This is a genomic window from Haloarcula sp. H-hyl2, from assembly GCF_056934385.1.
Genome location: NZ_JBRIIJ010000004.1, coordinates 141,902 through 165,230, shown reverse-complemented (window position 1 = coordinate 165,230; position 23,329 = coordinate 141,902). Strand labels below are relative to the sequence as shown.

Genomic DNA, 23,329 nt, shown 5'->3' with positions numbered 1-23,329 from the left:
GCTAGACATCCCGGCCTCCCTCCCCGCCGTCGGTGGCGAGACTCGTCTGCCTCGTGGCACGGAACCGGTCGGGGACGTCCTCGAACGCCGCCAGGCCTGCCTGCTCGGTGCCGTCGACGTCGACGCTGCTGTGGCGCGTTTGCCACGTGGCACGCTCGCGCTCGAAGCCCCCGTCGAAGGCCGAGAGCTCCGATTCTCTGGCGGGCGTGGCGGCTGCATCGAGGGCCTCGGCCCGGTCGGAGAGCCAATCCATCTGCTCGAACATCCCGTCGAACTCCCGCTCCTGGAAGGGGAACCGGACGGTCGCTTTCGGCGGGAGTGCTCGGTACGTCTCGCGACCGGTTCGAATCGCGGTCGGCCGTCCATCGAAGATCTCGCGCTCGCGAAGCGCGTCGACGTAGTCGCTGCCAGCCAGCACGACCAACTCCCGGCAGGGCGACTCCTGTTGATCGGCGGCAAAGGGGCGGCGAAGCCAATCGCCCACAGCCGAGTGGACACGAAGCGCCCACTGATCAAGGCGGGTCTCGGCTCGGTCTCCCGACGGGAGTTCGTAGTTCGGGTCTCCGTCGATCGGTTCGCCCCGCAGATCCTCGATCGTGGTATCGTAGGGGGCGACCGTCTGGCGGGGCATCAGGACGCCGTGTTCGGCGGAGAGGACGCCCCAGGCGTTTGCTCGTCGATCGGCGGTTCGCGCCCACTGGACGGCTGCCTCAGCGTACTTGCGCTTGACCGCGAAATAGGATGAGGTGTAGAGGTTGCGAGCGTCGGCTGGATCGTCGGTTTTTGCGTCGCCACAACCGATGAGCACGAAGCGGCCACGGGTTCGCTCGGTCTGCGTGTTGGTCATCGTTGACTCCCTCTCCTCCCCAGGGAGTCAGAATAATATGCCACCATATGCCCCTCTACAACACGGTTTCAACCAAATATCGGTACAAATAGGACCCATATATAAATATATATCTTAGTATAGAGCTAAAATGGTGGGATATACTAGAAAAACAACGAATATAGACAAATATATGGTAAATTAGGACATTCAAGCTATCATCTAGAACCAGATGGCTGCTAATTGTGTAATTAATTATGGGTGGAAACTTATATTCAGTACTGTATATTATAGTATTATTAAACTTATTATCAGATCAATGTAGTCTCCCCTCCCTCGGCATAAAGAATAGATATAAATTTATTTTGGTTGAACGTATGGCCAATATATGGGCTTCGCAACAGACTTGACTGCGTTCGACCACCGTGATTGGCAGACGACTACAGAGGGAACAGTTCGGTTTGCGCTCATCGGGCTGGGTTGGTGGACGGTAGAAAAAGCAATACCTGCAATCGAAGCAACTGATCACTGCGCGACGTCGGTGTTGGTAAGTAGTACTCGCGACAAGGCAGAACGGGTTTCGGACTCCGTTCGGACTGCGACTCGTGGGATCACCTACGAAGAATTCCACGACGGTGTGGCGACAGACGACTACGACGCGGTGTACATCTGCACCCCGAACGCCTTCCACCTTGACTACGCACGCTCGGCGGCAGAACATGGAAAAGACGTCCTTTGCGAGAAGCCAATGGAGGCAACAACTGAACGGGCAGCTGAGATGGTTGATATATGTGAGAGTAACGGCGTGTCTTTGTTGATCGGGTATCGGATGCATACCGAGCCAGTAGTACGACGTGCCCGCGAGATCATTAGAGAGGGTGTCATCGGCGAACCCAGATACGTCCATGGAGCAAACACTCAGCGCCTGCTCGACATTTTTAACAGCCCGAATCAGTGGCGACTTGATCCCGACCTAACGGGATATGGCACTTCGGTCATGGATCTCGGCATCTATCCGCTGAATACGACAAGGTTCCTGCTTGACGTGGATCCAGTGAGTGTCCAAGCGACGATGCGATCCGATCATGATGCATTCGATGCCGTACCCGATGAACATGCGTCGTTCTCGATAACATTCGATGATGGTGTCTATGCTACCTGTACGGCCAGCCAGAACGCAACTGCTAGGTCACATCTCGAAATAACCGGCACAGAAGGTACGATTCAGTTCGATCCCGCGTTCCACATGGAAACGAAACTCGCTGTCACCGTTGGCGAGGATACAGTTCGGTTTGATATGTCTCAGCGCGATCAGATGACCGAGCTATTTGATTACGCCGGCCACAGTTTCTTGACCGAGGAACCAACCAGTCTCGATGGTGAACACGGACTCGTCGATATGCGGACTATCGAGGCTATCCACGAGGCCGCTGACAGCGGTGAGCGGGTCTCGATTCGGACAGTATGTTAGGAAACTGGCAGTTTGGACTCTGGTGAGGATTACCACTCAGCTACGCTACCATCGTTATGTCGCCAGACGGGATTGTGCCAGTCGACATCTTGTTGGGCCATCTCCCGGACGTGGTCCTCATCGATAGTAATTCCAAGACCTGGATCCTCTGGAATAGCGACGTAGCCGTCCTCATACTCGAATACTGATGAATCTATGAGATAGTCCAGTACGTCACTTCCTTCGTTATAGTGGATGTCTAGGCTCTGTTCTTGAATGAGCGCGTTGGGTGCGCAAGCATCGACCTGGACACACGAGGCCAGTGCAATAGGGCCCAGCGGACAATGGGGAGCCATGGCCACGTCGTAGGCCTCGGCCATCGACGCGATTTTTGCGACTTCGGTGATACCACCAGCATGCGAGAGGTCCGGTTGGATGATATCAACACAGCCGTCCTCGAAGATCTCCTTGTAGTCCCACCGGGAGTACATCCGTTCACCGGTGGCTATCGGAATTGTCGTGTGTGCGGCGATTTCGGGGAGTACATCGTTATGTTCGGGGAGAACGGGTTCTTCGATGAACATCGGCTCAAGCGATTCTAGTTCTTTCGCTAACCGCTTGCTCATCGGTTTGGAGACGCGACCGTGGAAATCTATACCGACATCGATATCCTCACCGACAACATCTCGAACCTCCCGAAGCCTGTCTTTTGCAGCTTGGATTGTCGTTGGAGCGTCGACCCGTTGAACTTCAGGCACTGCGTTCATTTTCAGTGCGGAGAACCCAGCATCGACCTTCGCTTCTGCTTGGTCGGCCACATCCGCTGGACGATCGCCGCCGATCCACTGGTATACTCGCACGCGCTCTCGCGCTGGCCCACCTAAGAGTCGGTGAACAGGTGCGCCGAGTTCCTGCCCCTTAATGTCCCAAAGTGCTTGGTCGATACCCGCGATCGCACTCATGAGAATTGGGCCACCACGGTAGAAGCCGCCCCGGTACATCGTTTGCCAGTGATCTTCTATTCGGGACGGATCTGTCCCAACAAGGTATTTGTCGAGTAGCTCCTCTACGGCGGTCCGAACGGTACGTGCTCGTCCTTCGACCACCGGCTCCCCCCACCCAATCGTTCCATCGGCGGTCTCCAACCGCAGGAATAGCCATCGGGGCGGTACTTCGAACAGTTCGTAGTCAACGATTCGATTTGTTGTGTCGCTGGCCAGTTGTGAACTCATGCTTGCTCCTGTGCACATCCATCTCTTGCCGCAGCCTCATACTGTTTCAGGCAGTGTAAATTTGGATGTTAAAAGACAGTTCTCTGGCAACCTATTTAATGTTTTGGGACAGTAGGAACCGTCTCGCTGCTGTGGCAATTCATATTATGTGAACACAGATTAATCCCTCTCAGCCGACCGAATTGATCACAGTAGGATACTGGATAAACGAGCGTCACAGAGACTAATCCGTTGCTTTACTTGCTCAGCCATGGCTACGGGACTTGATGAATATGTTCATATATCGTGAATATTGTATGTGCATCGACACCAACTGTTGACCGTTTCTCCAGCATCATCTCGATCCAATATCAAGTGTACATCTGTTAGAATATGGCACTAACAGTGGCCGATTCAGTACTCGGTAAACCCCCGATCGCGTGCTTTGATCTCTGGTTTGACATCCTCGATTTCTGTGAGATATTCTAGTAACGTTTCACGGAGATCGTCAGCTACGTTGCGGTAGTTAGGACGACCAGCAAGGTTGACCTGTTCAGCGGGATCCTCGTAGAGATCATAGAGGTAACGCTCGACGTACACGTCACTCGCCGGGTCACCGTTGCCGCCACGCCAGCCAGTGAGCTTCGGTGCGGCGACAGCGTATTTCCACCGATCGGTACGAATCGCTCTTCCGATTTGTGATTCACTGATTTGGATGAACGCTTCGCCATCTTCGTCGAGTTCATCGCCGCTTACAACGTCGAGAAGGCTATCACCGTGCATAGAGTCTGGCGTTGGCAGCCCGGCAGCATCGAGAAGCGTCGGGGGAATGTCGATGAGACTAGTAACACGATCAATGTTCCTCGCATCTTCGAACCCTGGACCAGATAGCAGTGCAGGCACCCGGACTGCGGATTCATGGGGCGTTCGTTTGTACTCTCCAGGACGTGTCCGGAAGTGACAGCCATGGTCAGAGGTATACACGAAAACCGTGTCGTCACGTGCCCCTCGATCCGCCAGTCCGGTCAGTAAGTCGTCGACCGCTTCGTCCAATCGTTTGATCATCCCGTAGTAGTCAGGAAGCTCTTCGAACCAATCACCTGGTTGGGACTTGAGATCGGCAGGAATAGATGGTTCCGAACCGTGTCGCTCTGCATAGTCCTCAGGAGCAACGAATGTCCACATATCGTTCTGATGGTGGGGTTCGAGATACGAGATGACGAGAAAGAACGGTTCGGTCAGGGTTTCGATGGCTTCGAGTCCGTACTCGGTGAATGCGTCCGTCCGATAGCTGTTGAAAGTGACTTTCTCTCCTGACTCGTCGTAGAGATGTCCTTCCGTCGGTTGAGAGGTAAATTCAGGAACGTCGGCAGCACGCCAGAAGTCCATGTACCCGCCCCGGAGCGACTCCGGCACGGGATCTTCGAAGGTACCGGCGAGGTACCAACCCCCAACAAACCCTACATCGTAGCCGGCCTCGGCGAACTGCTCAGGCAGTGTACGCACCCCATCGTCAAGTCTCATTCCGCCACGCCAGACGCCGGTCTCCGTAGCGAACTGCCCGGTCTGGATACTGGCTTGAAACGGCATGCAAACCGGTTGGGGGGTTATTGCTTGTTTGAGTACCGTCCCGGACTCGCCGAGCGTATCGAGAGTCGGCGTGAGGTCCATCGGTGAACCGTATACACCGAGCGTATCCCACCGTTGCTGGTCCGTGAGCACCATCAGTACGTTGGGGTGAGATTCTATTGAATTCATGCCATAACCCCACTCTGTGCCTCGATCACTCTGTCCGACTGCCAGGGATCGCGACTCATTGCATCACCTTGTTGCGAATCGAGGTTGCTGTACTCCCGACGATACTGGGTATGTCGTACTCGGACGATTCCATCCGCATCCGCTCAGCCGGTCCGGATACAGTCACTGCACCGACGGCGGTCATCTCCGAATCAGTAATCGGGGCTGCGATGCAGTGCCGGTCGAGATCTAACTCCCCACGGTCACGGGCGAGCCTGTCATCTCGAACAGACCGGAGTTCTTCACGGATCGCATCTTTGTCGGTGACCGTATTTTCAGTGTATGCGGTGGGCTCGTAGTCGTCCAGTACGCGTTCACGCTCGGCGTCCGGAAGGTAGGCGAGGATCGCCTTCCCGCCGGCTGTCGCGGGAAGTGGAACGCGCTCCCCCTCGAATAACTCAGTGCTGGGCCGGGTCTCGTCTCTGATGGAAACCATATAGACTCCCCACTTTCCTTCTTTAATCATCACGCTCGCTACTTCACCTGTCGCCTCTGCGAGCTTCTGTAGTGGTTCGTGCGAGACACGATACAGTTCCATCTGTGCACGCACGCTAGCTCCGATCTCCATAAATCCGATACTCAATCTGTATTTCCGGTTTTCTTTGACTACGTAGTCTAATTGCTCCAGAGTCGTGAGGTGCTTGTGTACAGTTCCCTTCTGTAAGGAGAGTTCGTCAGCTAACTCACTGACTCCGACGGCTTTTCTCCCGGTCATTGCGTCAATGACCCGAAAGCTCGTCACCGTGGTCTTCGCGACGGGCTTGTCCAAGTCGTCTACATTTGGGATGAGATGTCTGGGCATGAGACAGTGTTCAGACGCGAGCCATATAATTCTATTCATGGATTATGAACACGAGTCCTTACTGTTACACTTACAAAACATCTCTTTGATAAAGTGAGTCCCACATGCACGGGACTGCCGAGGGTTCGGCACGTTGGCCGTTGCTACACAAATTTGTCTATACCACCGTCGAGAAAGACTGATAATTCATTTGATGAGTCTTCTTTTCTACCGGCAACGCTCGGGTCGTGGCAATCGGAAATACCAGAAGTACATCTGTTACCTTCGGCGGCGAATACATTTCACGCGACTCCACTGCCAGCGAACCGACCAAATTGAAATCTGTTCATATTTTGTGAATAGCATACTCTTGATGCTGCTTCTCTGCCTTCATTCATTAACGCAAACACCGTTTTCCAGGCGTGAGTCACCAACCCACACAAACTGGGAAATAGTTCATGATATGTGAATTTCTTATCGCAGGCATTGACGCGTTTCTGAGTCTCATCTTTCCGATAGCGCGGGTGGTGCGAGACGACGATGTGCGAGGAGAGTCAACAGCGTGATACTGTAGTCGAACGACAGCAGATGAGGCATCGATAGAAGCACGTCCCACTGTGTCGCCTACGTCCCGTTCACTCAAGACGTGGCAGATATTCCTGATTGGCGTCGATCAGTTCCTCGGTCATCTCGTGGATCTCGGGAAGAGTCAACTGTGCCGCCGTGAGTGGGTCTTGTTTGACTGCACGGTGAATCTTCTCGCGATCGTTCTCCAGTGCCCCCTCGACGACGAGTTGGTAGACGTTAGTGTGCTGTTGGGGGAAGGTACGGATAGATTTGGGGAGTTCGCCGACAGAGCATGGATGAAGACCTGTCCCGTCGACGAGGACCGGAACTTCTACACAGGCGTCGTTCGGCAGAGATTCGATGGCGTTTGTCTCGTTGCTGACGTTGAGGTTGAACCGTCGGGCCGTATCCGTCTCGATAGAGTGGATGAGCCGTGAGGCGTATTCCTCTGAGCGTTCGACACCGACGTCGTCCAAGTCAACGCCGAGTTCGGGATCGTCGCGTTCCTCCGATCGGGCCTGCCACCCTTCGAGGTACGTTCCGGTAGGCATGCGTTCGGCGTAGTCTGTTCCCCCCATCTCCTCGATACACCCATCCTCGGTCCGGAAGTACGGGACGTACTCCGACATATGGTGGGAGGATTCAGTTGGGAAGTAGCCGAAGTGGTTCATCATCTCGAAACGAACGGTGTCCCGCTCGTAGGTTTCGGGATCGTCGTAGGCCTCGTGCAGTGCTGGATAGACACTCTCGCCGTCGTGAGTGGCTTCAATAAACCACGCAACGTGATTGACACCTGCAACCCAGTACTCCAATTCTTCTTCGGGAACATCGACGTAGTCCGCGATGGCTTCGGCGGTGTGAGGGACACTGTGGCACAGTCCGACTGTTTCGATCTCCGTCGCCTCAAACATCGTTTGGCAGAGAATCGACATCGGGTTGGTGTAGTTCAGTAATAGGGCGTCTGGGCAGACCTCTTCCATATCACTCGCGATGTCTAGCATAGTCGGGATCGTTCGCAGTCCACGGAAGATGCCTCCTGGGCCTATCGTGTCCCCGATGGCTTGCTTGACGCCGTACTCCTCTGGAATTCGAATCTCGTTTTCGAACGGCTCGGTGCCGCCGACATTGATCATGTTCAGGACGTAGTCGGCGTCCTCTAGCGCCTCGATACGGTCGGTCGTCGATTCGACTGTCGCGTCGAGTCCTTCGTTTTCGACCATCGCCTCGGCTACTTGGGTCGTCTGATTGAGTCGATGCTCGTCGATGTCCATCAGGGCGATGGTACTCTCCTCCAGCTCGTCGAATGAGAGGATATCACCGACTAGTTTGGTTGCGAATACCATGCTCCCTGCTCCAATGAAGCTTATCTTCGGCATACGTGCTATCGTGCTTGATAGGTAATAATAAATGTATCGCTGATCAGATCCACGCTACTCTCTGTGCTACCAATATCCCACACACTCTCGTCATTACTCTACAGGAGAATTAGGCCATTTTGAGACCGATTTCAAGCAAATTTCCCAAGTCCAGTATCCACTCCTTGACCTCGTTATACGTTTCGCGAGGTCCGCGTTGGGATTGACTGATTTTGGGGCACCCCCTTCCGACGACGTAAAATATAAATAGTAACAATTAGATGGTTGAACCGGACAGACAATGTCTCCAAGTCAAAGCATCAGCCGTCGACGCTTAGTGAGTGCCATCGGTGCGGGTATCGCAACAGGAATTGCAGGCTGTAGCGGTTCCGACAACCAAGCAACGACTGACACTTCCAATAGCCAAGAGGGAGGAAACAGTAATTCGCAGACGACAACACTCAACGTGGCAAGTTGGGGTGGTGATGTCGAGTCCGGTATCGTCGAGAGTATCCTCGAGGACTACGATTCATCTAACCAGAACATCAATGTCGAATACCAGAACATCCCCTTCAGCGAGTACTCGACCAAGCTTCAGACGCAGTTCTCTGGGGGAACTGAACCCGAAGTCTTCTATCTGGCCTCGGGTTCAGCACCTCAGTACATGCAAAACGGTGCGTTGCTTGCTCTGGACTCCTATGTAGAGGGGTCGGACGGGTATGCATACGACGACATCCTGGACAATCTCCTTTCGGCGTTCCAATACGAAGGCACAACCTACGGAATTCCGAAAGACTTCACCCCTGTTGGCCTGTTCATAAACGGGGGTCACCTTGAGGACGCAGGGGCGAACACCTCGCCAGAAACCTGGAGCGAACTTCGCTCCGCATTCGAGACGGTCAAGGCGAATACGGATGTCGAGTATCCGTTCGCGTTCGGAAGCCGACCACGAAACACCCTTGTTCAGCTCATCTGGCAGAACGGTGGACGCGTGCTTGCCGAGGATAACTCGGAATGTGTCGTCGGTTCCACGGCTGCTATCGAGGCACTACAATACCTTCTCGATCTCCGTAATGACGGGCTCGCAGCCGTCTATGGGAACGAAATCAGTCCGACGTGGGCAGCGCCGTCGCTTGGTCAAGAGACCGTGACAGCTGCAATGACCGGTGCCTGGTCGATCTCGACACTCAACGAAGAATACGGGTCGGTTGCTGATTCGTTGTCGGTCGCGGATCCGATGCCGATTCCAAGTGGTGGGCAACAGGCGACGATCGTGTTCACAACCTCGTGGTCGGCCTCCTCACAGCAGGACACCAAGCAGGCCTCTGCGGAGTTGATAAAGTCTCTCACCAGCAAAGAGGGGATGTGGCAGTGGACAAAAACCGGGACTGCACTGCCTGCACGGGAGTCACTTCTTGATAAAGAGTTCTACGACGACCGACCGTTGCTCGACGGGATGACGAACTTGGCCGATTACGGGCGGCCGTTCCTGTTCGGAATCAACCATTCGGAAGTCGTCGACACGGTCATGTCTGAGGTAGAAGGCGCTGTGACCGGCGCGAAATCTGCTGATGCGGCCTTGAAAGACGCCGAACGCCAACTCAACAGCGAAGTATTCTAGTAACGATGGCAGATACGACACTCACCGACGTTAGAAAACGTTTCGAGAGTGACGGAAACGACGTGGTCGCTGTAGATGACCTGAGCATCGAGATCAAAGATGGAGAGTTCTTGGTCCTCGTCGGACCGTCAGGATGCGGAAAATCGACGACTCTACGGCTCATCGCCGGGCTCGAAACTATTTCCGATGGTGAGATCAAGATCGGTGATACTGTCGTCAACGACGTTAAGCCCAAAGACCGTGACATCGCTATGGTGTTCCAGAACTACGCGCTGTATCCGCAGCGAACTGTCCGCGGGAACATGTCGTTCGGGTTGAAAATGTCGACCGATTTGCCCGACGAGGAGATCACTGAGCGGGTTGAGGACGCGGCAGAGATGCTGTCGATCACAGATCTGCTCGATCGTCGCCCCAAGGCCCTTTCCGGTGGGCAACAGCAGCGCGTGGCGTTGGGCCGGGCCATCGTCCGCGACCCGGAGATCTTCCTCATGGACGAGCCGCTCTCGAATCTCGATGCGAAACTCCGGACACAGATGCGGACGGAGCTTCAGGAACTACACCAACAGCTCGGCGCAGCGACTGTGTACGTGACCCACGACCAGACAGAGGCGATGACCATGGGCGACCGTATCGCAGTCCTCAACGATGGACAACTCCAGCAAATCGGGACACCGCTGGAGTGTTACTACGAGCCCGCAAACCAGTTCGTCGCGGGTTTCATCGGTTCACCGTCGATGAATTTCATCGAAGGGACACCGGCTGATGGAGAGCTCCAACTGGACCTGATACGGTATCCCCTCACTGACGAGCAGCAGTCGGCAATCGAATCGGCGGCCGCGAGTTCGGTGACAGTGGGGATCCGACCTGAAGACATCGAACTAACCGACGAAGATGGGCCTCGGACGATGGAGATGAACGTCAGTGTCGTGGAACCGATGGGGAGCATGAATCTCCTGCATCTCGAACAAGACGGTATCGAAATAACCGCTTCTGTTACTGGCGAACATATCGTTGACGAGGGAGATCGTGTTCGCGTTCGGTTCCCTGCTGACCGTATCCATGCGTTCGACCAACAGACCGGCACTGCGGTGTTCAATCGCGAACGCAGTGACGAACGACCCCCCGGGATTCTCAGTCGAGAGGGGGTGTCAAGTCATGGCCGTTGACGATAAGACAGACTCCGTCACCGTCCGACAGCGGATCGGCCGCCTTAGCGAGTCCGTTACCAATTTCGGACACGCCGATCAGAACAATCTTGCCGGATTACTCCTTCTGCTCCCGAACTTCGTCGTATTCTCGCTCTTCCTTCTTGGGCCGGTGCTGTTCGCGCTCTTCCTCTCGACACAAAACTGGAACGTGTTCACGAGTTCGGGCGAGTGGGCGTGGACCACGCTCTTTGGCGTCCGTCTTCCAATTCAAAACTACGTCGAGGTACTGACGCCGTGGCCGTGGGAGAACAACTGGGCATCGTTGCGGAGTCCGTCGTATAATCTGTGGTGGTTCGCACTTCGTAACACCATCGCATACGTCATTGTCGTTGTCCCCGCACAGATCGTTGGTGCTTTCTTCCTCGCACTCGCACTCGATATGCGCATCCGTGGGAAGAAACCACTACGGGCAGCCTACTTCATGCCCGTGATGCTGACATCTGCAGCCAGCGGTGTCATCTGGCGGTGGCTGCTCGCGAACAACGGGGTCGTCAACGAGTTCCTGCGTCCGTTCGGGCTCGCGAACGCGTGGGCGAACGACCCCGGGACGGCACTCGGTAGCCTCATGCTCATCGGCCTCTGGGGCGGTATTGGATTCAATATGATTTTCTATCTCGCTGGCCTACAGAGTATCCCCGAGGAACTGTACGAGGCTGCGCGTATCGACGGCGCGACCGGTTGGCAACGCATCAAAGAAGTCACGTGGCCCAATCTACGGAACACGCACTTCTTTGTCATTGTTCTCTCCATCATTGGGACCTTCCAGGTGTTCGGTATCGCGCTCGTTTTCGCCAGAGGTGGGCCGTACCATGCGACGACGACCACAGTCGTGCTTATCTATCAGACGGCCTTCGAGAACAGTAATTACGGAGAGGGAGCGGCGATGGCGTTCATACTGTTCGCAATCGTCTTCGTATTCAGCTATTATCAGTATCAGCTCAATCAACAGAACGAGGTGTCGTACTAATGCCACGGTCAAACTACGATTATCCCGGATACGAACGGTCGGGTACAACCTACTGGACGAAGACTACGATTCTCTATGCTGGAGTCATTGGGGGAGCCTTGCTCTGGTCGCTCCCGTTTTGGTGGATGCTAGCGACGTCGATCACGGCGAATCCGTCGGCAGCGTCAATCAAACTCTTGCCGTCGAACCCAACACTTGAACACTTCCAGACATTGTTCAGAACCCAGCCAATCGGTAAGTGGTTCCTCAATACAATCGTCTTCGCAGGATCAGTCACCGCCTTCAATCTGGTGTTTGACAGCCTTGCCGGCTACGCACTCGCGAAAGTGGACTTCGTCGGCCGGGAGAAGTTCTTCCTCCTGTTCATGTCGACAATGATGATCCCGGCGATGGTGACGCTGATTCCTGTCTACGTATTCTTGGCCGAACTCGGATGGGTGAATACCTACCAGGGACTTATCGCACCGATGATAGCGAATCCGATCGGCATCTTCCTCCTACGACAGCATTTCAAGGGGATGCCTTCGGCACTCGGTGACGCCGCAAAGATTGACGGCTGTAATGAACTGCAGACCTTCTACAAGGTGTACTTGCCACTGGCAAAACCAGCACTCGCAACGCTGGGGATCTACACGTTCATCATGACGTGGAACAACTTCCAGTGGCCACTCATCATCTCAAGCAGTGATCAGATGTACACGCTACCGGTTGCGCTATTCAGCGTTCGAAATCAGTTCTTTACCGAATGGGGCCTCGTAATGGCTGCAGCGGCTATCATCGTGATGCCTGTGATCCTCGTCTTCCTTTCGGCCCAACGGTACTTCATTCGTGGAATGACTCTCTCGGGTGTGAAGGGGTGACTGATTCGATCCGATACCCTCGTTATCGACGCGCGTAACCAGTCCGAATTTTTCCCGCTCCATCACCGAATAGTTCTTCGAAAGCGACGGTTTCAGTCACAGCCAGAAGCCCAGGGCCCAAGAGGACGAAAGCCGGGGGAAAAATCTGCGTGAGGGAGATTATCAACCCGCCCCAGACGAGGTACAACACGGTGAAGGCAGGCTCTTCGACGAGACTGTAAGCGGCTCGTTCCATCGTCTCCCGGAATCCCGATCTGGACTGTGATTGCGTTCGCATCCGGATACTGGCCGCTCTGAAAACCCAGACAAGAACGATCACGATCAGATAGAGGCTAAGTAGCGCCCAGAGGAGTGCAAAAAGATTGGCACTCGTCAGGCCAATTAGCAGGTACAGATATCCCCCACCTGCGATAACAAGCAATAAGACACTGTACGGAAGGCCCACGAATAGATTGTTTCGCCACTCAAAAATGAACATGGTAAGGCGGTCCCGTTCACTAATTGGTTCTCCCTCTGACTCGGACGAAATCGTCTCGATCCACATCTCGATAAGCGCAATGATTGATGCACCGATCGTGAGTAACAGAATCGAACCAAGAATAGTTAATAAACTTGACCAGGCGAGTGTGAGCGCATCTTTGTAGCTAACCTGTATAATGCCACGGCAAACATCTCCCAGGCTAATCTCAGATTGGGCCATTGTCTATATGTTCTATTCACAGGTCAGTACATCATAGTATTTGTCTAATCTATTCAGACTGCCGCGGTAATCAACAGGTTGACAGAGATAAGGAAGCTGAAATTAGTGTCTTTAATCATGATCGAGACTTATTCAATAGGATGTAAGTCATAGTATAACGGTAACTGAGAAAAGTAATAACAAATTTACCAAATTTCAGCATAAGTACTCCTAACTATGTACAAAAATTTGATAAATACCAATATATACTTCTCTTTTGTACATATAAGAGATAATTATATATGTGCTCAAACTATCTTAGTCGGCGTCATCCCCTCGCGATATTCGATTCGCTCTCGTTCGTGCTGATCGCGGAAGGCGAGCGTCTGGCCGTTCTCGTATTCGACGACGATGGCGTCCTCCAGAGCCTCCGCAGTCGCCCGGCTGCCGTCGACGGCCCAGACGGGGTCCATCGGCTCGGTCTCCAGCGGACTCCGAGTGTCTCCGCTGCTGGGCCAGACGCCCTTGTCCTGCCAGAATCGCTTGATCCAGTCCAGACTCTCGCGAACCGTCTCCCGGATCGAGAGGTGGTCGGCCGTGCCGTAGCCGTGTGGCGTGAAATACTCGCCGTGCAGCGCCGCCAAGTGGATGCCATTCCAGTCGAGCCCGACGATATCGGCTGGCTCCTCGCCGGTCACACGCGGCTGTGTGAGCGCCTCGATGGCCTCGTACTGTTTGGGCGGACTCGCACCCAAGAGATGCACCCGCCGCCCGCGCCAGTCCACGATATCCGTGTACTCGTCGGCGGTCTTGTTCGAGTACCCCAGGGGATACCCCAGTACGATGTCCTTGTCGATCGCGTCGATGGCTGCCCGGCACTTCGGGACGATGATGACCTCTGTCCCCGGAAACTTCCGCTTCAACTCCCGTGCGGCCTCGTTGTACTGTCTGGCCTCCTGGCGGTCGTATGCATCGCCGAGTATCCCGACCGACGGCTCGTGGGCCTCGAACCGCTGGATGTACCGGTCAAGGTCGGGATTCCGAAAGTCGTTGTCGAGGATCTCGACCGGGACGTCGACGTTCCGGAGCGAGGACTGGTAGGAGTAGTCCTCGCGGACGCCGACGGCGAACCCCCGTGCATAGGCGTCGATCACGAAGGGTTCGCGATGGAGGAATCCGATGTAGTCTGCGCGCTGTGCGTCGCCGATGGCCGTCGCTGACCAGGAGTGGAGCGTTTCTGAGGACATCGAGTATCGCGCGCCACTGTCGGGCGCGCCCAGCTGGCAAGCGCGCCACAAAACCCGCCCTACTGGTTACAGAAAGATGGGCTAGGGTGGATTCGAGCGCGTATTGACAAGCGTGGGGTCGTCACGTTCCAGTGCTGTTCGCCAGCATTTCAACACGGCTCGCGTGATGACTTCGACCGCTTCGACCTCGATACACGAGGGAACTCTCGTGCTCGCATCCGGTGGTTCGTGGAAGTGCTTCTCTGCGACGTTCGGTTCCGGATGGCGATCGAAGCGAAAGTCGATGCCATCTGGTTCGGTGTAGTGACATCCTCCGCGCCGTGAACGGCGCGGCTTCCCTGCATAGGAATACCAGCTAATCGCTGGCAGTGGGTTTCGACCCGAACTCAATGAGCGTCATCTGCTCTGATTCGCTCTGTTCGGTGTGGGTCGTGGTGCTGTCACAAGCACTCCCGTCCCGTGACGAGTCATTGCCTGCCGGTTTCAGCGGCACGCTCTCTCCCCACGGGTCTGCCCGCTGTGCGATATTGATAGCGCCGTTTATATCACCCTCAAACGTCGTGATATGGCACTCGTCATGCGTACAGTGGAACTCTCCGCCACCGTCTCGATAGCCGATGTGACCACACTCGTGGCATGTTTGCGAGGTGTATGCGGCGTTCACGTATTCAACCGGGATACCCGCCTCTCGCGCTTTGTCCTCGATACGGCCTTGCAATCGAGCGAACGCCCATGCGTGGAGTCGACGGTTCATGAATTTGCCACAGTCCAGCGATTCGCGGATGTACATCAGGTCCTCCATCACCAGAACTGGCTTCTCGAATTGCCGGGCGTACTCGATAGCCTGCCGAGACGCCTTCTCGACAATATCTGTGAGGGCGTTCTGGTAGTGGTCGAACCGTTCGTCTATCCGCCACTCGGCGGCGTCACGCTCTTGCAGTCGTTTCAGGGTGGTGTGCATCTCTTTGCGGAGATGCTTCGCACGGCTCCCGTCACACACAAGCGGGCGGGTCGGTGAACCGTCTCTGAGGGCACAGCCCATGATAAGCGACGATTCACCAATATCCAGACCGATGTGCGTCACGTCGTCGCTGTCGGTATCATAGTCGGAGTCTTCGGTTGAATACTCGACAGCGATGTGTAGCGTCCACGACGCGCGATTCTGTATCAGCTGGAGTTGACCGGGCGACACGTTCCCGTCCAGTAGGTCAGCCCACAGTTGCTCCTGTTCAGGGTTGATGCAGAGCGGAATCCAGAAATTCGTCCCACGTCCGGGTTGGGGGACTTCCCACACGTAGCTGTGTGTTCGGTCCTCTGAGTAGTCGAAGTGAGCGGCACGGTTGACCATCCGCGTCGGGTGGTCGTCACTCAATTCCTGTGCGTCGTCTAACGACGGCACGTAGTTTTTGAGTGCGTCTTTGACCTGATACGGCAGGTCGTAAGGCGTCACGATGTCGTTGACTGCCGACTGCGTATCAGCGCCCGCCTCGAACGCTTCGTGTAGTCCCTCATGATACAGGTCGTGGAGTTCCTGTAGCTTGCGCTCTTTGTGGGCTGTCGGCGGCGCGAGTGTCGCTTCAAGCGTCTTAGTCGGCATCAGCTGCTTCTAATCCCTTTTCGATTAGCTCGCGGTATGCTCGTGGGTGGCGGATGCCGTTTTCACGGGCATACTCCTTGACCCGTTCGTGTAGGTCGCCGTCCCGCTCCATGTCTACGTCGGTTCGCACAGAGCTATGTAAGTAATCATGTAACTAAACGTTTACGTCTGGTATTCAGTCAGGCGACAGTCCCGGCGGTTGTCGCCCGGAGCTTACGCGATTCCCTCCCGCCCTGTTCGTTCCTCGGTTCCGACTGAGCGTCGGAACACTCGTCACTCACTGGAAGGGCGGGATTCCCTCGCTATATGAAGATGGAAATTGTAGCAGTCTCGTTCCGTCCAGACAATGTCGAACCTCCCGGACGGGCTAGCGCCAAAGCCCTCGTCGACCGTAATATTCAGCTCTGGCTGTGGATCGAGCTGACCACTGAGGTCGTGATGGGTCACCAGCGGATCGCTCTTGAGAAAGATATCTCGGATTCGCTGGAGTGCCTCGTAGTTGATCGGCCCCGTATTCCCTGCAAGATACGTCATTGGTCAGACAACCACTTTTTCAGCATCGTAGAAGCTGATCGCTGCTTTCGCGAGGTAGAGATTCTTCTGGGCGGTTTGCCACGTCCTGTGGTCCTCCCAGCCGTCATGATCATCGGGGTCAAGCTGTTGTGCGAGTTCCGCAGGTGACTCGACGTCATGTTTGGTTCTGATCTCGTTGACTGTCTGTTTCAGATCCTGCAATGTCTCGACCAGTTCCGCTTCCGAGTACGCATCGTGCAGCTCCAACACCTGCTGATAGATATACATCTGATCGTTGCGCTTGTACAGCGCGCCCTGCCCACTGTCAATTGTCTCGACGAGTCCGATGTTCGTGAGTTCCTTGAGCTCATCACGAACTACTGGCTGACTCGCTCTGGCTTTCTCGGCTATCTCGGACGCCGGCGTTGGCTCAGTCGTTCGCGTGATTACGGCTTTGATTCGCTCTCGCGTCGTTGTCTCGTCCTTCCAGTCACTAACAGCAGCCTCATTTACGTCGTCGTATTCCTCGGTTGGATCGAAATTCATGCGTATGCCCTGTCTCGTTTTCGGGGACGCCGGATCAGTTGTCGATGTTGCATCCGATATCGTGGGAGATCCACCATGCCCTACATAAGATATTATTTGAGGTGGAAATATAACTTACGCCAGAACGACTTTCGAGCGAGAGGGGGTGGCCCTTGATCTAGTTATCTGACCACCTCATGGGCCGAATATTTAGCCGACACAACTCTCTCCGTCCGTTTCTCGTATTCGATCGGCACTATCCCTCGACGGCGTCGATGAGATCCGCTGCTGTCGACGAGATCCGATCTAGTCGGTCCCGCAGCGTCTCGGCCGCCTCCCCATCCCAGGCCGCGAGATAGAACGCCGAGTTGTCCGGGTCCAGTCCGAAGTGTCGACTGACGATGTAGGCGACGGCCTCGGCTTCGACCTCACGCTTGTCCCGCTCCGTCTCGTCCTCGACGTCGAAGTGGAGCTTGGCGTGGGCGAACTCGTGGATCAGCACGCTCGCGACCGCGGCCCTGTTGTCCTGGTGTTTCACCTCGACCACGGGATTGGTCGTCGTCACGCTCCGGCGCGAACAGACGCCCTTTGCCGCCCCATGGTCCCAGTCGTCGGAGTCGACGAGCTGGGCGTCGACGCCGATCTCGTCGGTCGCAGCCAGGAGGTCCTCAACGAGTCCAGCCGGGTCGCCGTGGGTCTCGGTCTCCAGTTCCGGGAGTGGCTCGCCGTCGGTCTGGGAGATGTCGAAGACGCTGGCGGGGCGGAATCCAACCAGTCCGCGCGACCACTCGTCGGGGTCGGTCTCGTCGTAGTCACAGTCAGTGTTCTCGTGGTAGGACGGCGAGTTCCCGCACTTGGGACACTTGTTCGTGATGATCGGCGCCCAGATCCAGATAGCCGACTCGCCTTCCTGGACGTAGCGGTCGAACTCGTTTTTCCAGGTGTTGTACCCCGCAACGCGGGTCGCTTTGGGACACTGCATCTTGATCAGCAGCGTGTTCCGCGCCGAGTAATCGTGGAACTTCGATTGGACGTCCAGCCAGCGCTGGAATTGCTCGCTGGCCTGGGCCTCGTCGGTGAGATCAGCGAGGTCTTCGACCCACGCATCGAGGCGATCACGCATGTCGTCGGCACGGCTGTCCGAATCGTCGAAGGTAGTGGTCTGGTGGCTGTGCTCCTGGTCGGGGAGGTTGCTCTGTATCGTCGACATCGGTCTGTGTCGGATCGCGCTCTCGGGCACGATCCCGCACCTCCCCTGGGGGGCAGAAAATACCGCTGCTGTGTGGGAGTGTCTGTTCTGGCTGTCAGAGTGCAGTGCTGTTTTCAGAGCTACTGGGAGGATCAGCCGATCAGTAGGTGTGCAAAATGAGCACGGTGAACTGACCCTGAGATTCGAAGTTATCGGCACCACGGAACGAAGTTTCTATCGACGACGAGGATGTGCGATAAACTGGACCCGCTATGAGAGGTCGGATAGCAGCGTTGCGACGAACTGTATTTTCTCTTGGTATTCGACGCCGTGTTTGAGGAACGACCCCATATCATCGATATCCCACTGTCCGTGCTTGTCGATGTATAGCAGTAACAATCCGTCAAGCAGTAATTTCGCCCCATTTCGGTGGCCTTGATGAATCTCGGTCTTCAACCCATCATGAACGAGTTCGTGGCGTTTTTCTTCTAGCTCTTCGACAGCGCGCTTCAATTCGGGACGAAACGATTTGTCACCGCCATGGTGATAAGTAAGCGCGAATTCACCACGGTCAACCATCTTGTCGAAGTCACTGGCGTTTGAATAGTCGTTGGTATTCGAGAGGATCTCAATCCCTCTCCAGAAACTGAAGAACGATTGCCGAACAGACCGCTCGGTTATCCCGTCTTGATACGCAAGTAGGGCACTGACAATATACCCCTCATAGGTTCCCTTGTCAGCGTCGTAGTCAAATATCGGAACGTCGCTGATTTCGTCGATGTCGCTTGCATGGCTGAAGGTGATCCGACCTATCGACCGTCGATAGTCAAAATCCATTCCGCGATACCTAACAAAATCTCCGTCTTGGAATATCAGGTAGAACGGTGGTTCTTGATGCCTTGTCCATTTTTCGTACGGAGCTCGGTCTGAACTCCCTGGTTGCGGCATACTAGCTGACCAGAGTTGGTCGAAGAAATTTATTTCAGCGAAGCGTGTTTCGACGTGTTCAGAGGCCCTGTGTAGGGCATAGAACTCGTCTCTGGATTCAATTTCGACCTTCAAATAGGTCCACTCACGACGTTCCAACGGATGGTCGGAATAGTCGTTCGGGAGTTCATCGATGAAAGAATCGAAGTTGGATTCATCGTCATTTTTCGCCGCCCTAAGATGATCTTCCCACTGGCTATTGTCGATTTGCTCTGCTTTCGATTCATAAAGCTCGACTTTATCGGGGAAATGCTTGCTCCGTATCATTATCGGAAAAACAAGCGTGTACGTGTCCGGTGGTGCCCCTAACCAATCCGAGAAAATCTCGTTCTTCTTAGTCTGAAAGTGAACGCTCAATTGGTCTTTGGTGAGGTCTGTCCCTTGTGTTTCAGCGATTTCAAAGAGTCCTTCGTGAAATTTCCTGTATAGGCCGTTATTCGTGATTCGGTGGCGGTCTCTGTCGAGGCCGAGATCTCGGATGGCGTTGTAGAGGTTTGTTTTGAACAGAGATTTCTGGCCCATTGAGATACGTACTTCGTCGGTCCCTGGTGGTTTCCAGATCCGCTCGTAGGCGTCGTAGAATCGCTGGTCCATGATGTAGGTCTTGTTCGGTTGTTATGTTAAGTTGGCTCCCTGGACTGACCGACGAAGTGATGAGGAAAACAGCAAAGACAGAGTTTATCACTCGCTTTCGGCTGCTTCCCACCCCTTGTGGAAGTACGCCAGCGCTGTGTTGGACTCGAACAGTTTCCCCGACGGGTTGTGACAGATCACTTCGGCCTCCGGGATGAACGAGAGCGTCCCCTCGTCGGCTAGCCGCTTGACGAGATCGCGGGCTCGTTGCTCGTCGATCTCGACGGTATCTGGCCGCTGTCGGTCGCGGTCCTGTGCGATCTGTCGGCGCTCGAAGCGTTCGTAGTCTGGCATTGCAGGGTCCATTGTGTTCACGAGGGTCGCCCCTCACTCCCCTGGGGCGCAGAAAACCGTGTTAACCAACAGACGTGACAAACAGGTCCCGGTGTTGGTTAAGACACACCACCGCTTCCGGAGAAAAACGCCCACTCAGCTACTCTTCGGGCATTTTCGGCGCGATAATGAACTGGCAGGCTCCGTCTGCGTCGGGGAACTGCGATTTGACGACCAGCGGCAGTTCGTCTCCGATATGGAGAACACGGTTGGCCCCGCTGGGTAGCCCCTTGCTTACCGATGTGGCCAGATCGGCGTCAAAGGCTGCCTGGACGTCAGCGGGGTCGAATGCCACCAGATCGGTCGCCTCGCGCCGGTAGACCATGCTGTCGGTGTCTCCGACAGCCTCGAACCGGAGTTCGCCGGCGTCGGGGTCGACGGTCAGATCGAACCGGTCGTTGGCCTTCTTCGCCGCCCTGAGTGCGAATTCGAAATCCCCCTGGTCGAAGTGGGCCGTCGCTGGCAACTCCACGGGCGGAATATTCGGTGGGTTGCGGAGCAACTCGACTGGTTCGAGGTCCACAGTTCGGGAAATCCCGTTGATCGTGATTTCCAGCGCCCCCCTTTTGAGTGAGAACTGCGCGAGGTCCTCTGGCTCCCCGATCGAGAGTGCCTCCCGGACCCGGCCGACAGCCACCCCCAGCGTCCCCGGATCTGTCGTGAACGTCTCGAAGGAGTCCCCGTCGACACTCAGATCGACCATCAGGTGGTTCATGACGTCGCCTGCTCTGATCGCGAGCGTCGACGTCGACACACCAACTCGAACCTCGTCCGCAACCGCTCCGGCTGCGGCGAAGATCTGGTCGAACACCTGGACCTCGCCGCTGACCCGGAGGTGGCGAGGCGCATCCAGCCCGAACAGGTCCTCGGTATCGAGGCCGTCTGGCTCGTCGCTCGCCGAGGATGCTTCGGACCCGCTGACGTCGGGGCTGTCGGTCGTCGTGTCGGTACTACTCGGAGCTGAGGACTGTGACATCTCGAATACCCTCCACTTCCCGGAGGGGAACACAAAACGGGAGGCGGTCTAGGGAACGACCGAAGCGAGCCGATCGGTTCGGTAGTCGACCGTCCACGTCGAGAAACTCGTTCTGATCCGATACTCTCTGACGGTCGCGACGGCTTCGAGACAGTCGCCGGACTGCTCCCAGGCGAACTCGTAGCCAGCGATGATCTCGCCGTCGACGCGGTCGCCGACGGAGTGGTCGGGGCCGTCCCATTCCGCAACGATCGGCTCTCCACTGGTCGGTGGCTGGATGCCACGCCCGACGGTGCCCTGGATCACCGACGGGTCGGTTGCCAGACTGGCCAGCTGGGCCAGGTCGGGAGCGTCGATCGTCCGTTCCTCGCCGTCCTCGTCGACGAAGGTGTGGCGAGTCCGGCCGCGGAGCGAGTCGTAGGTGCAATGGTCGATCACCGTTCCGTCGATGTCTGCGAGCAACTCGACGAAGCGTGCGGCGCCGGCGAGGACCTCCGGATCGTCTTCTTCGATCTCGATAGTGCCCGCCGACGTCGCGACCTGGGTTGTCGGCCCACCATCGTCCGGGCGGTCGACTGGCATACAACTGCACAGCAGCGTTCCCTCTGGCCCTGTCAGCACCCAGGGCTGGCGGCCACAGGGGATGAGCATGTACTGGCTGGCCGTGTAGCGGCCCCCGCCAGTGAGCACTCGCAGCGCCTTCTCGATGGCCTGTCCGTCGATGCCAAAGCCGTAGTCTTCGCTGCGTCCGTCGACGAAGGCAACCTGCGTCTCGATCTCGCTGAAGTCCCCGTACGTTTCCGGGATGTCGAGTAGGCTCCCGTCGCCGTGCGTGGCGACGTAGGCTCCGACGTCGCCCTTGATCACCCACCGCGTTTGCTGGGGACGAGCGCGGCCTGCCGAGGTGTTGATCGAGGAAGTTGGTCGGCGGGTTCTGAGCCCCCAGTCCTCGTCAGGGGTTGCCCACTCGACGCCGTCTCGATCGGGAGCGCTGACGGTCGTGGCACACCGGGCAACGCTCTCTGCGTCGGGACTGAGGTCTGTATCGTCGTCGATACTACTGAACGATCGGAGTGACTCGGTCATGGAAAGATCCTCTCCACCTCCCAGAGAGGGCAAAAATAGCGAGATAATCACGATCAACATTCCAGGAGCACATCGTATCCCTGGCAGACATGAATCAATGGCGTACAGTCCACAGTTCGAGCCCTGGGGGGTGATTTCCTTATACGCAGAACAGACGCAACACTACGGCCTTCAGGTCGTGGATAGGCGCCGTCACTCAAAGACACATTCCACCGGCACCGATAGGTCTGGATATCCAACCCTAGTCGGTGTTTTTCGCTTGCGTACTGTGGTCAGCAATCGTCAAACGTTCAGTTGTTTCGCGAGACGTCATTCCTTACTCTGGGGAAGTCCAGGACCTGCTGTTGAACAATTAGCCATCGGGATCCAGTGCCAACTCCAGTTCGTGCCGGTCTGCAACTGTTGCCCGTCCAAGGTGCATCGGTCGATCAGTTCCCAGATGGATAGTTTCAATTGGTAACTCCGTCGCGAGAATTTCGCTGAGTTCTGCTATCGAGTAGTTCGTGTGATAGAGCAAAGCCTTGGCGAGCCGTCGGTTCACCCTGGTCGGAGATGGCGTACTCTGGTACGCGATGTATGGAGTAAAATTCAGGAGGTATTGAGGCGATTCGCGATCGAATCGAATCGTAACATGATCCTTAGTTTTCTTACTGAGAATATTGACCTCGATCTGTTCCGGCGACAATCCAAGTTCTGGATGACGTTGTAAGACCTCATGGACGTACGATTCGATATATGCAGAAATGCTCTCACCGGCGTAATCGTTCATGATGTCGCTGTCGACACACTGGTCACACATAGCTACCCCTACCGTCGTCATCACATAATATTGTGACTGCTACCTTAGGATCGAGAGGGGTGCTGATATTACATGAATTTTGTCAGACTAACACACAGCAGGGGGCGATCTATGCAGAAAAG

22 protein-coding genes are annotated in these 23,329 nt (G+C 55.6%); 5 read left to right on the top strand and 17 right to left on the bottom strand.

Translation table 11 applies throughout. The features are described 5' to 3' along the window. Position 1 precedes the first annotated feature (1 nt). Positions 2-847 (bottom strand): DUF6884 domain-containing protein, encoded by an 846-nt coding sequence (locus Hhyl2_RS20055; protein ID WP_483552576.1) that lies wholly within the window; start codon positions 845-847, stop codon positions 2-4. Between the two features lie 367 nt (positions 848-1,214). Between Hhyl2_RS20055 and gfo6 the strand changes: the two genes are divergently transcribed. Further along, a complete protein-coding gene (gene gfo6, locus Hhyl2_RS20050; RefSeq protein ID WP_483552575.1) occupies positions 1,215-2,297 on the top strand; it encodes a D-xylose 1-dehydrogenase Gfo6 in 1,083 nt (360 codons plus the stop codon). Positions 2,298-2,326: 29 nt separating this feature from the next. On the opposite strand, the gene dgoD is transcribed toward gfo6, so the two are convergent. From dgoD to melA, 4 genes are all read right to left on the bottom strand, one after another. Continuing rightward, a complete protein-coding gene (dgoD, locus tag Hhyl2_RS20045; protein ID WP_483552574.1) occupies positions 2,327-3,508 on the bottom strand; it encodes a galactonate dehydratase in 1,182 nt (393 codons plus the stop codon). Between the two features lie 393 nt (positions 3,509-3,901). Next, the gene (locus tag Hhyl2_RS20040; protein ID WP_483552573.1) at positions 3,902-5,212 is read right to left on the bottom strand and encodes a sulfatase-like hydrolase/transferase; all 1,311 of its coding nucleotides are present in this window, start codon (positions 5,210-5,212) and stop codon (positions 3,902-3,904) included. 88 nt (positions 5,213-5,300) lie between these two features. Next, positions 5,301-6,086 (bottom strand): IclR family transcriptional regulator, encoded by a 786-nt coding sequence (locus tag Hhyl2_RS20035; RefSeq protein WP_483552572.1) that lies wholly within the window; start codon positions 6,084-6,086, stop codon positions 5,301-5,303. 614 nt (positions 6,087-6,700) lie between these two features. Further along, positions 6,701-8,008, bottom strand: coding sequence for an alpha-galactosidase (melA, locus tag Hhyl2_RS20030; protein WP_483552571.1), 1,308 nt, complete (start codon positions 8,006-8,008; stop codon positions 6,701-6,703). A 316-nt stretch (positions 8,009-8,324) separates the two neighbouring features. Between melA and Hhyl2_RS20025 the strand changes: the two genes are divergently transcribed. The 4 genes from Hhyl2_RS20025 to Hhyl2_RS20010 are packed head-to-tail and all read left to right on the top strand — an operon-like array spanning position 8,325 to position 12,643. Beyond that, positions 8,325-9,608: an ABC transporter substrate-binding protein gene (locus Hhyl2_RS20025; RefSeq protein ID WP_483552570.1), complete on the top strand. Its 1,284-nt coding sequence runs from the start codon at positions 8,325-8,327 to the stop codon at positions 9,606-9,608. 5 nt (positions 9,609-9,613) lie between these two features. After that, a complete protein-coding gene (locus tag Hhyl2_RS20020) occupies positions 9,614-10,774 on the top strand; it encodes an ABC transporter ATP-binding protein (RefSeq protein WP_483552569.1) in 1,161 nt (386 codons plus the stop codon). Beyond that, positions 10,716-11,783 carry a carbohydrate ABC transporter permease gene (locus Hhyl2_RS20015; protein WP_483552568.1) on the top strand — a complete coding sequence of 356 codons (1,068 nt, stop codon included), beginning with the start codon at positions 10,716-10,718 and terminating at the stop codon, positions 11,781-11,783. Before Hhyl2_RS20020 ends, Hhyl2_RS20015 begins: the two co-directional genes overlap by 59 nt. Beyond that, the gene (locus Hhyl2_RS20010) at positions 11,783-12,643 is read left to right on the top strand and encodes a carbohydrate ABC transporter permease (RefSeq protein ID WP_483552567.1); all 861 of its coding nucleotides are present in this window, start codon (positions 11,783-11,785) and stop codon (positions 12,641-12,643) included. The genes Hhyl2_RS20015 and Hhyl2_RS20010 overlap by 1 nt, the downstream gene beginning before the upstream one ends. 22 nt (positions 12,644-12,665) lie before the next feature. Here the strand turns inward: Hhyl2_RS20010 and Hhyl2_RS20005 are convergent, their stop codons facing one another. The 12 genes from Hhyl2_RS20005 to Hhyl2_RS19950 all read right to left on the bottom strand — a co-directional run bounded on the left by Hhyl2_RS20005 (position 12,666) and on the right by Hhyl2_RS19950 (position 23,177). Then, positions 12,666-13,343: a hypothetical protein gene (locus tag Hhyl2_RS20005; protein ID WP_483552566.1), complete on the bottom strand. Its 678-nt coding sequence runs from the start codon at positions 13,341-13,343 to the stop codon at positions 12,666-12,668. Between the two features lie 287 nt (positions 13,344-13,630). Further along, complete coding sequence (locus Hhyl2_RS20000; RefSeq protein ID WP_483552565.1) at positions 13,631-14,569, bottom strand: DUF6610 family protein; 939 nt, start codon at positions 14,567-14,569, stop codon at positions 13,631-13,633. 81 nt (positions 14,570-14,650) lie between these two features. Continuing rightward, a complete protein-coding gene (locus Hhyl2_RS19995) occupies positions 14,651-14,959 on the bottom strand; it encodes a toxin-antitoxin system TumE family protein (RefSeq protein WP_483552564.1) in 309 nt (102 codons plus the stop codon). After that, positions 14,925-16,166, bottom strand: a complete 1,242-nt coding sequence (locus Hhyl2_RS19990; protein ID WP_483552563.1) for an RNA-guided endonuclease TnpB family protein — start codon at positions 16,164-16,166, stop codon at positions 14,925-14,927. Before Hhyl2_RS19990 ends, Hhyl2_RS19995 begins: the two co-directional genes overlap by 35 nt. Further along, on the bottom strand, positions 16,156-16,296 hold the full coding sequence (locus tag Hhyl2_RS19985) for a hypothetical protein (RefSeq protein WP_168216048.1): 141 nt from the start codon (positions 16,294-16,296) through the stop codon (positions 16,156-16,158). The genes Hhyl2_RS19990 and Hhyl2_RS19985 overlap by 11 nt, the downstream gene beginning before the upstream one ends. A gap of 407 nt (positions 16,297-16,703) precedes the next feature. Beyond that, a complete protein-coding gene (locus Hhyl2_RS19980) occupies positions 16,704-17,225 on the bottom strand; it encodes a winged helix-turn-helix domain-containing protein (RefSeq protein WP_483552562.1) in 522 nt (173 codons plus the stop codon). A gap of 235 nt (positions 17,226-17,460) precedes the next feature. Then, positions 17,461-18,414: an ArdC-like ssDNA-binding domain-containing protein gene (locus Hhyl2_RS19975; protein WP_483552561.1), complete on the bottom strand. Its 954-nt coding sequence runs from the start codon at positions 18,412-18,414 to the stop codon at positions 17,461-17,463. Positions 18,415-18,663: 249 nt separating this feature from the next. Continuing rightward, positions 18,664-19,974: a hypothetical protein gene (locus tag Hhyl2_RS19970; protein ID WP_483552560.1), complete on the bottom strand. Its 1,311-nt coding sequence runs from the start codon at positions 19,972-19,974 to the stop codon at positions 18,664-18,666. Between the two features lie 87 nt (positions 19,975-20,061). Then, positions 20,062-20,319: a DUF8069 family protein gene (locus Hhyl2_RS19965; RefSeq protein ID WP_483552559.1), complete on the bottom strand. Its 258-nt coding sequence runs from the start codon at positions 20,317-20,319 to the stop codon at positions 20,062-20,064. Between the two features lie 127 nt (positions 20,320-20,446). Continuing rightward, the gene (locus tag Hhyl2_RS19960; RefSeq protein WP_483552558.1) at positions 20,447-21,322 is read right to left on the bottom strand and encodes a beta clamp domain-containing protein; all 876 of its coding nucleotides are present in this window, start codon (positions 21,320-21,322) and stop codon (positions 20,447-20,449) included. A gap of 48 nt (positions 21,323-21,370) precedes the next feature. Next, positions 21,371-22,408, bottom strand: coding sequence for a hypothetical protein (locus Hhyl2_RS19955; protein WP_483552557.1), 1,038 nt, complete (start codon positions 22,406-22,408; stop codon positions 21,371-21,373). 352 nt (positions 22,409-22,760) lie between these two features. Next, the gene (locus Hhyl2_RS19950) at positions 22,761-23,177 is read right to left on the bottom strand and encodes a hypothetical protein (RefSeq protein WP_483552556.1); all 417 of its coding nucleotides are present in this window, start codon (positions 23,175-23,177) and stop codon (positions 22,761-22,763) included. Between the last annotated feature and the right edge of the window lie 152 nt (positions 23,178-23,329).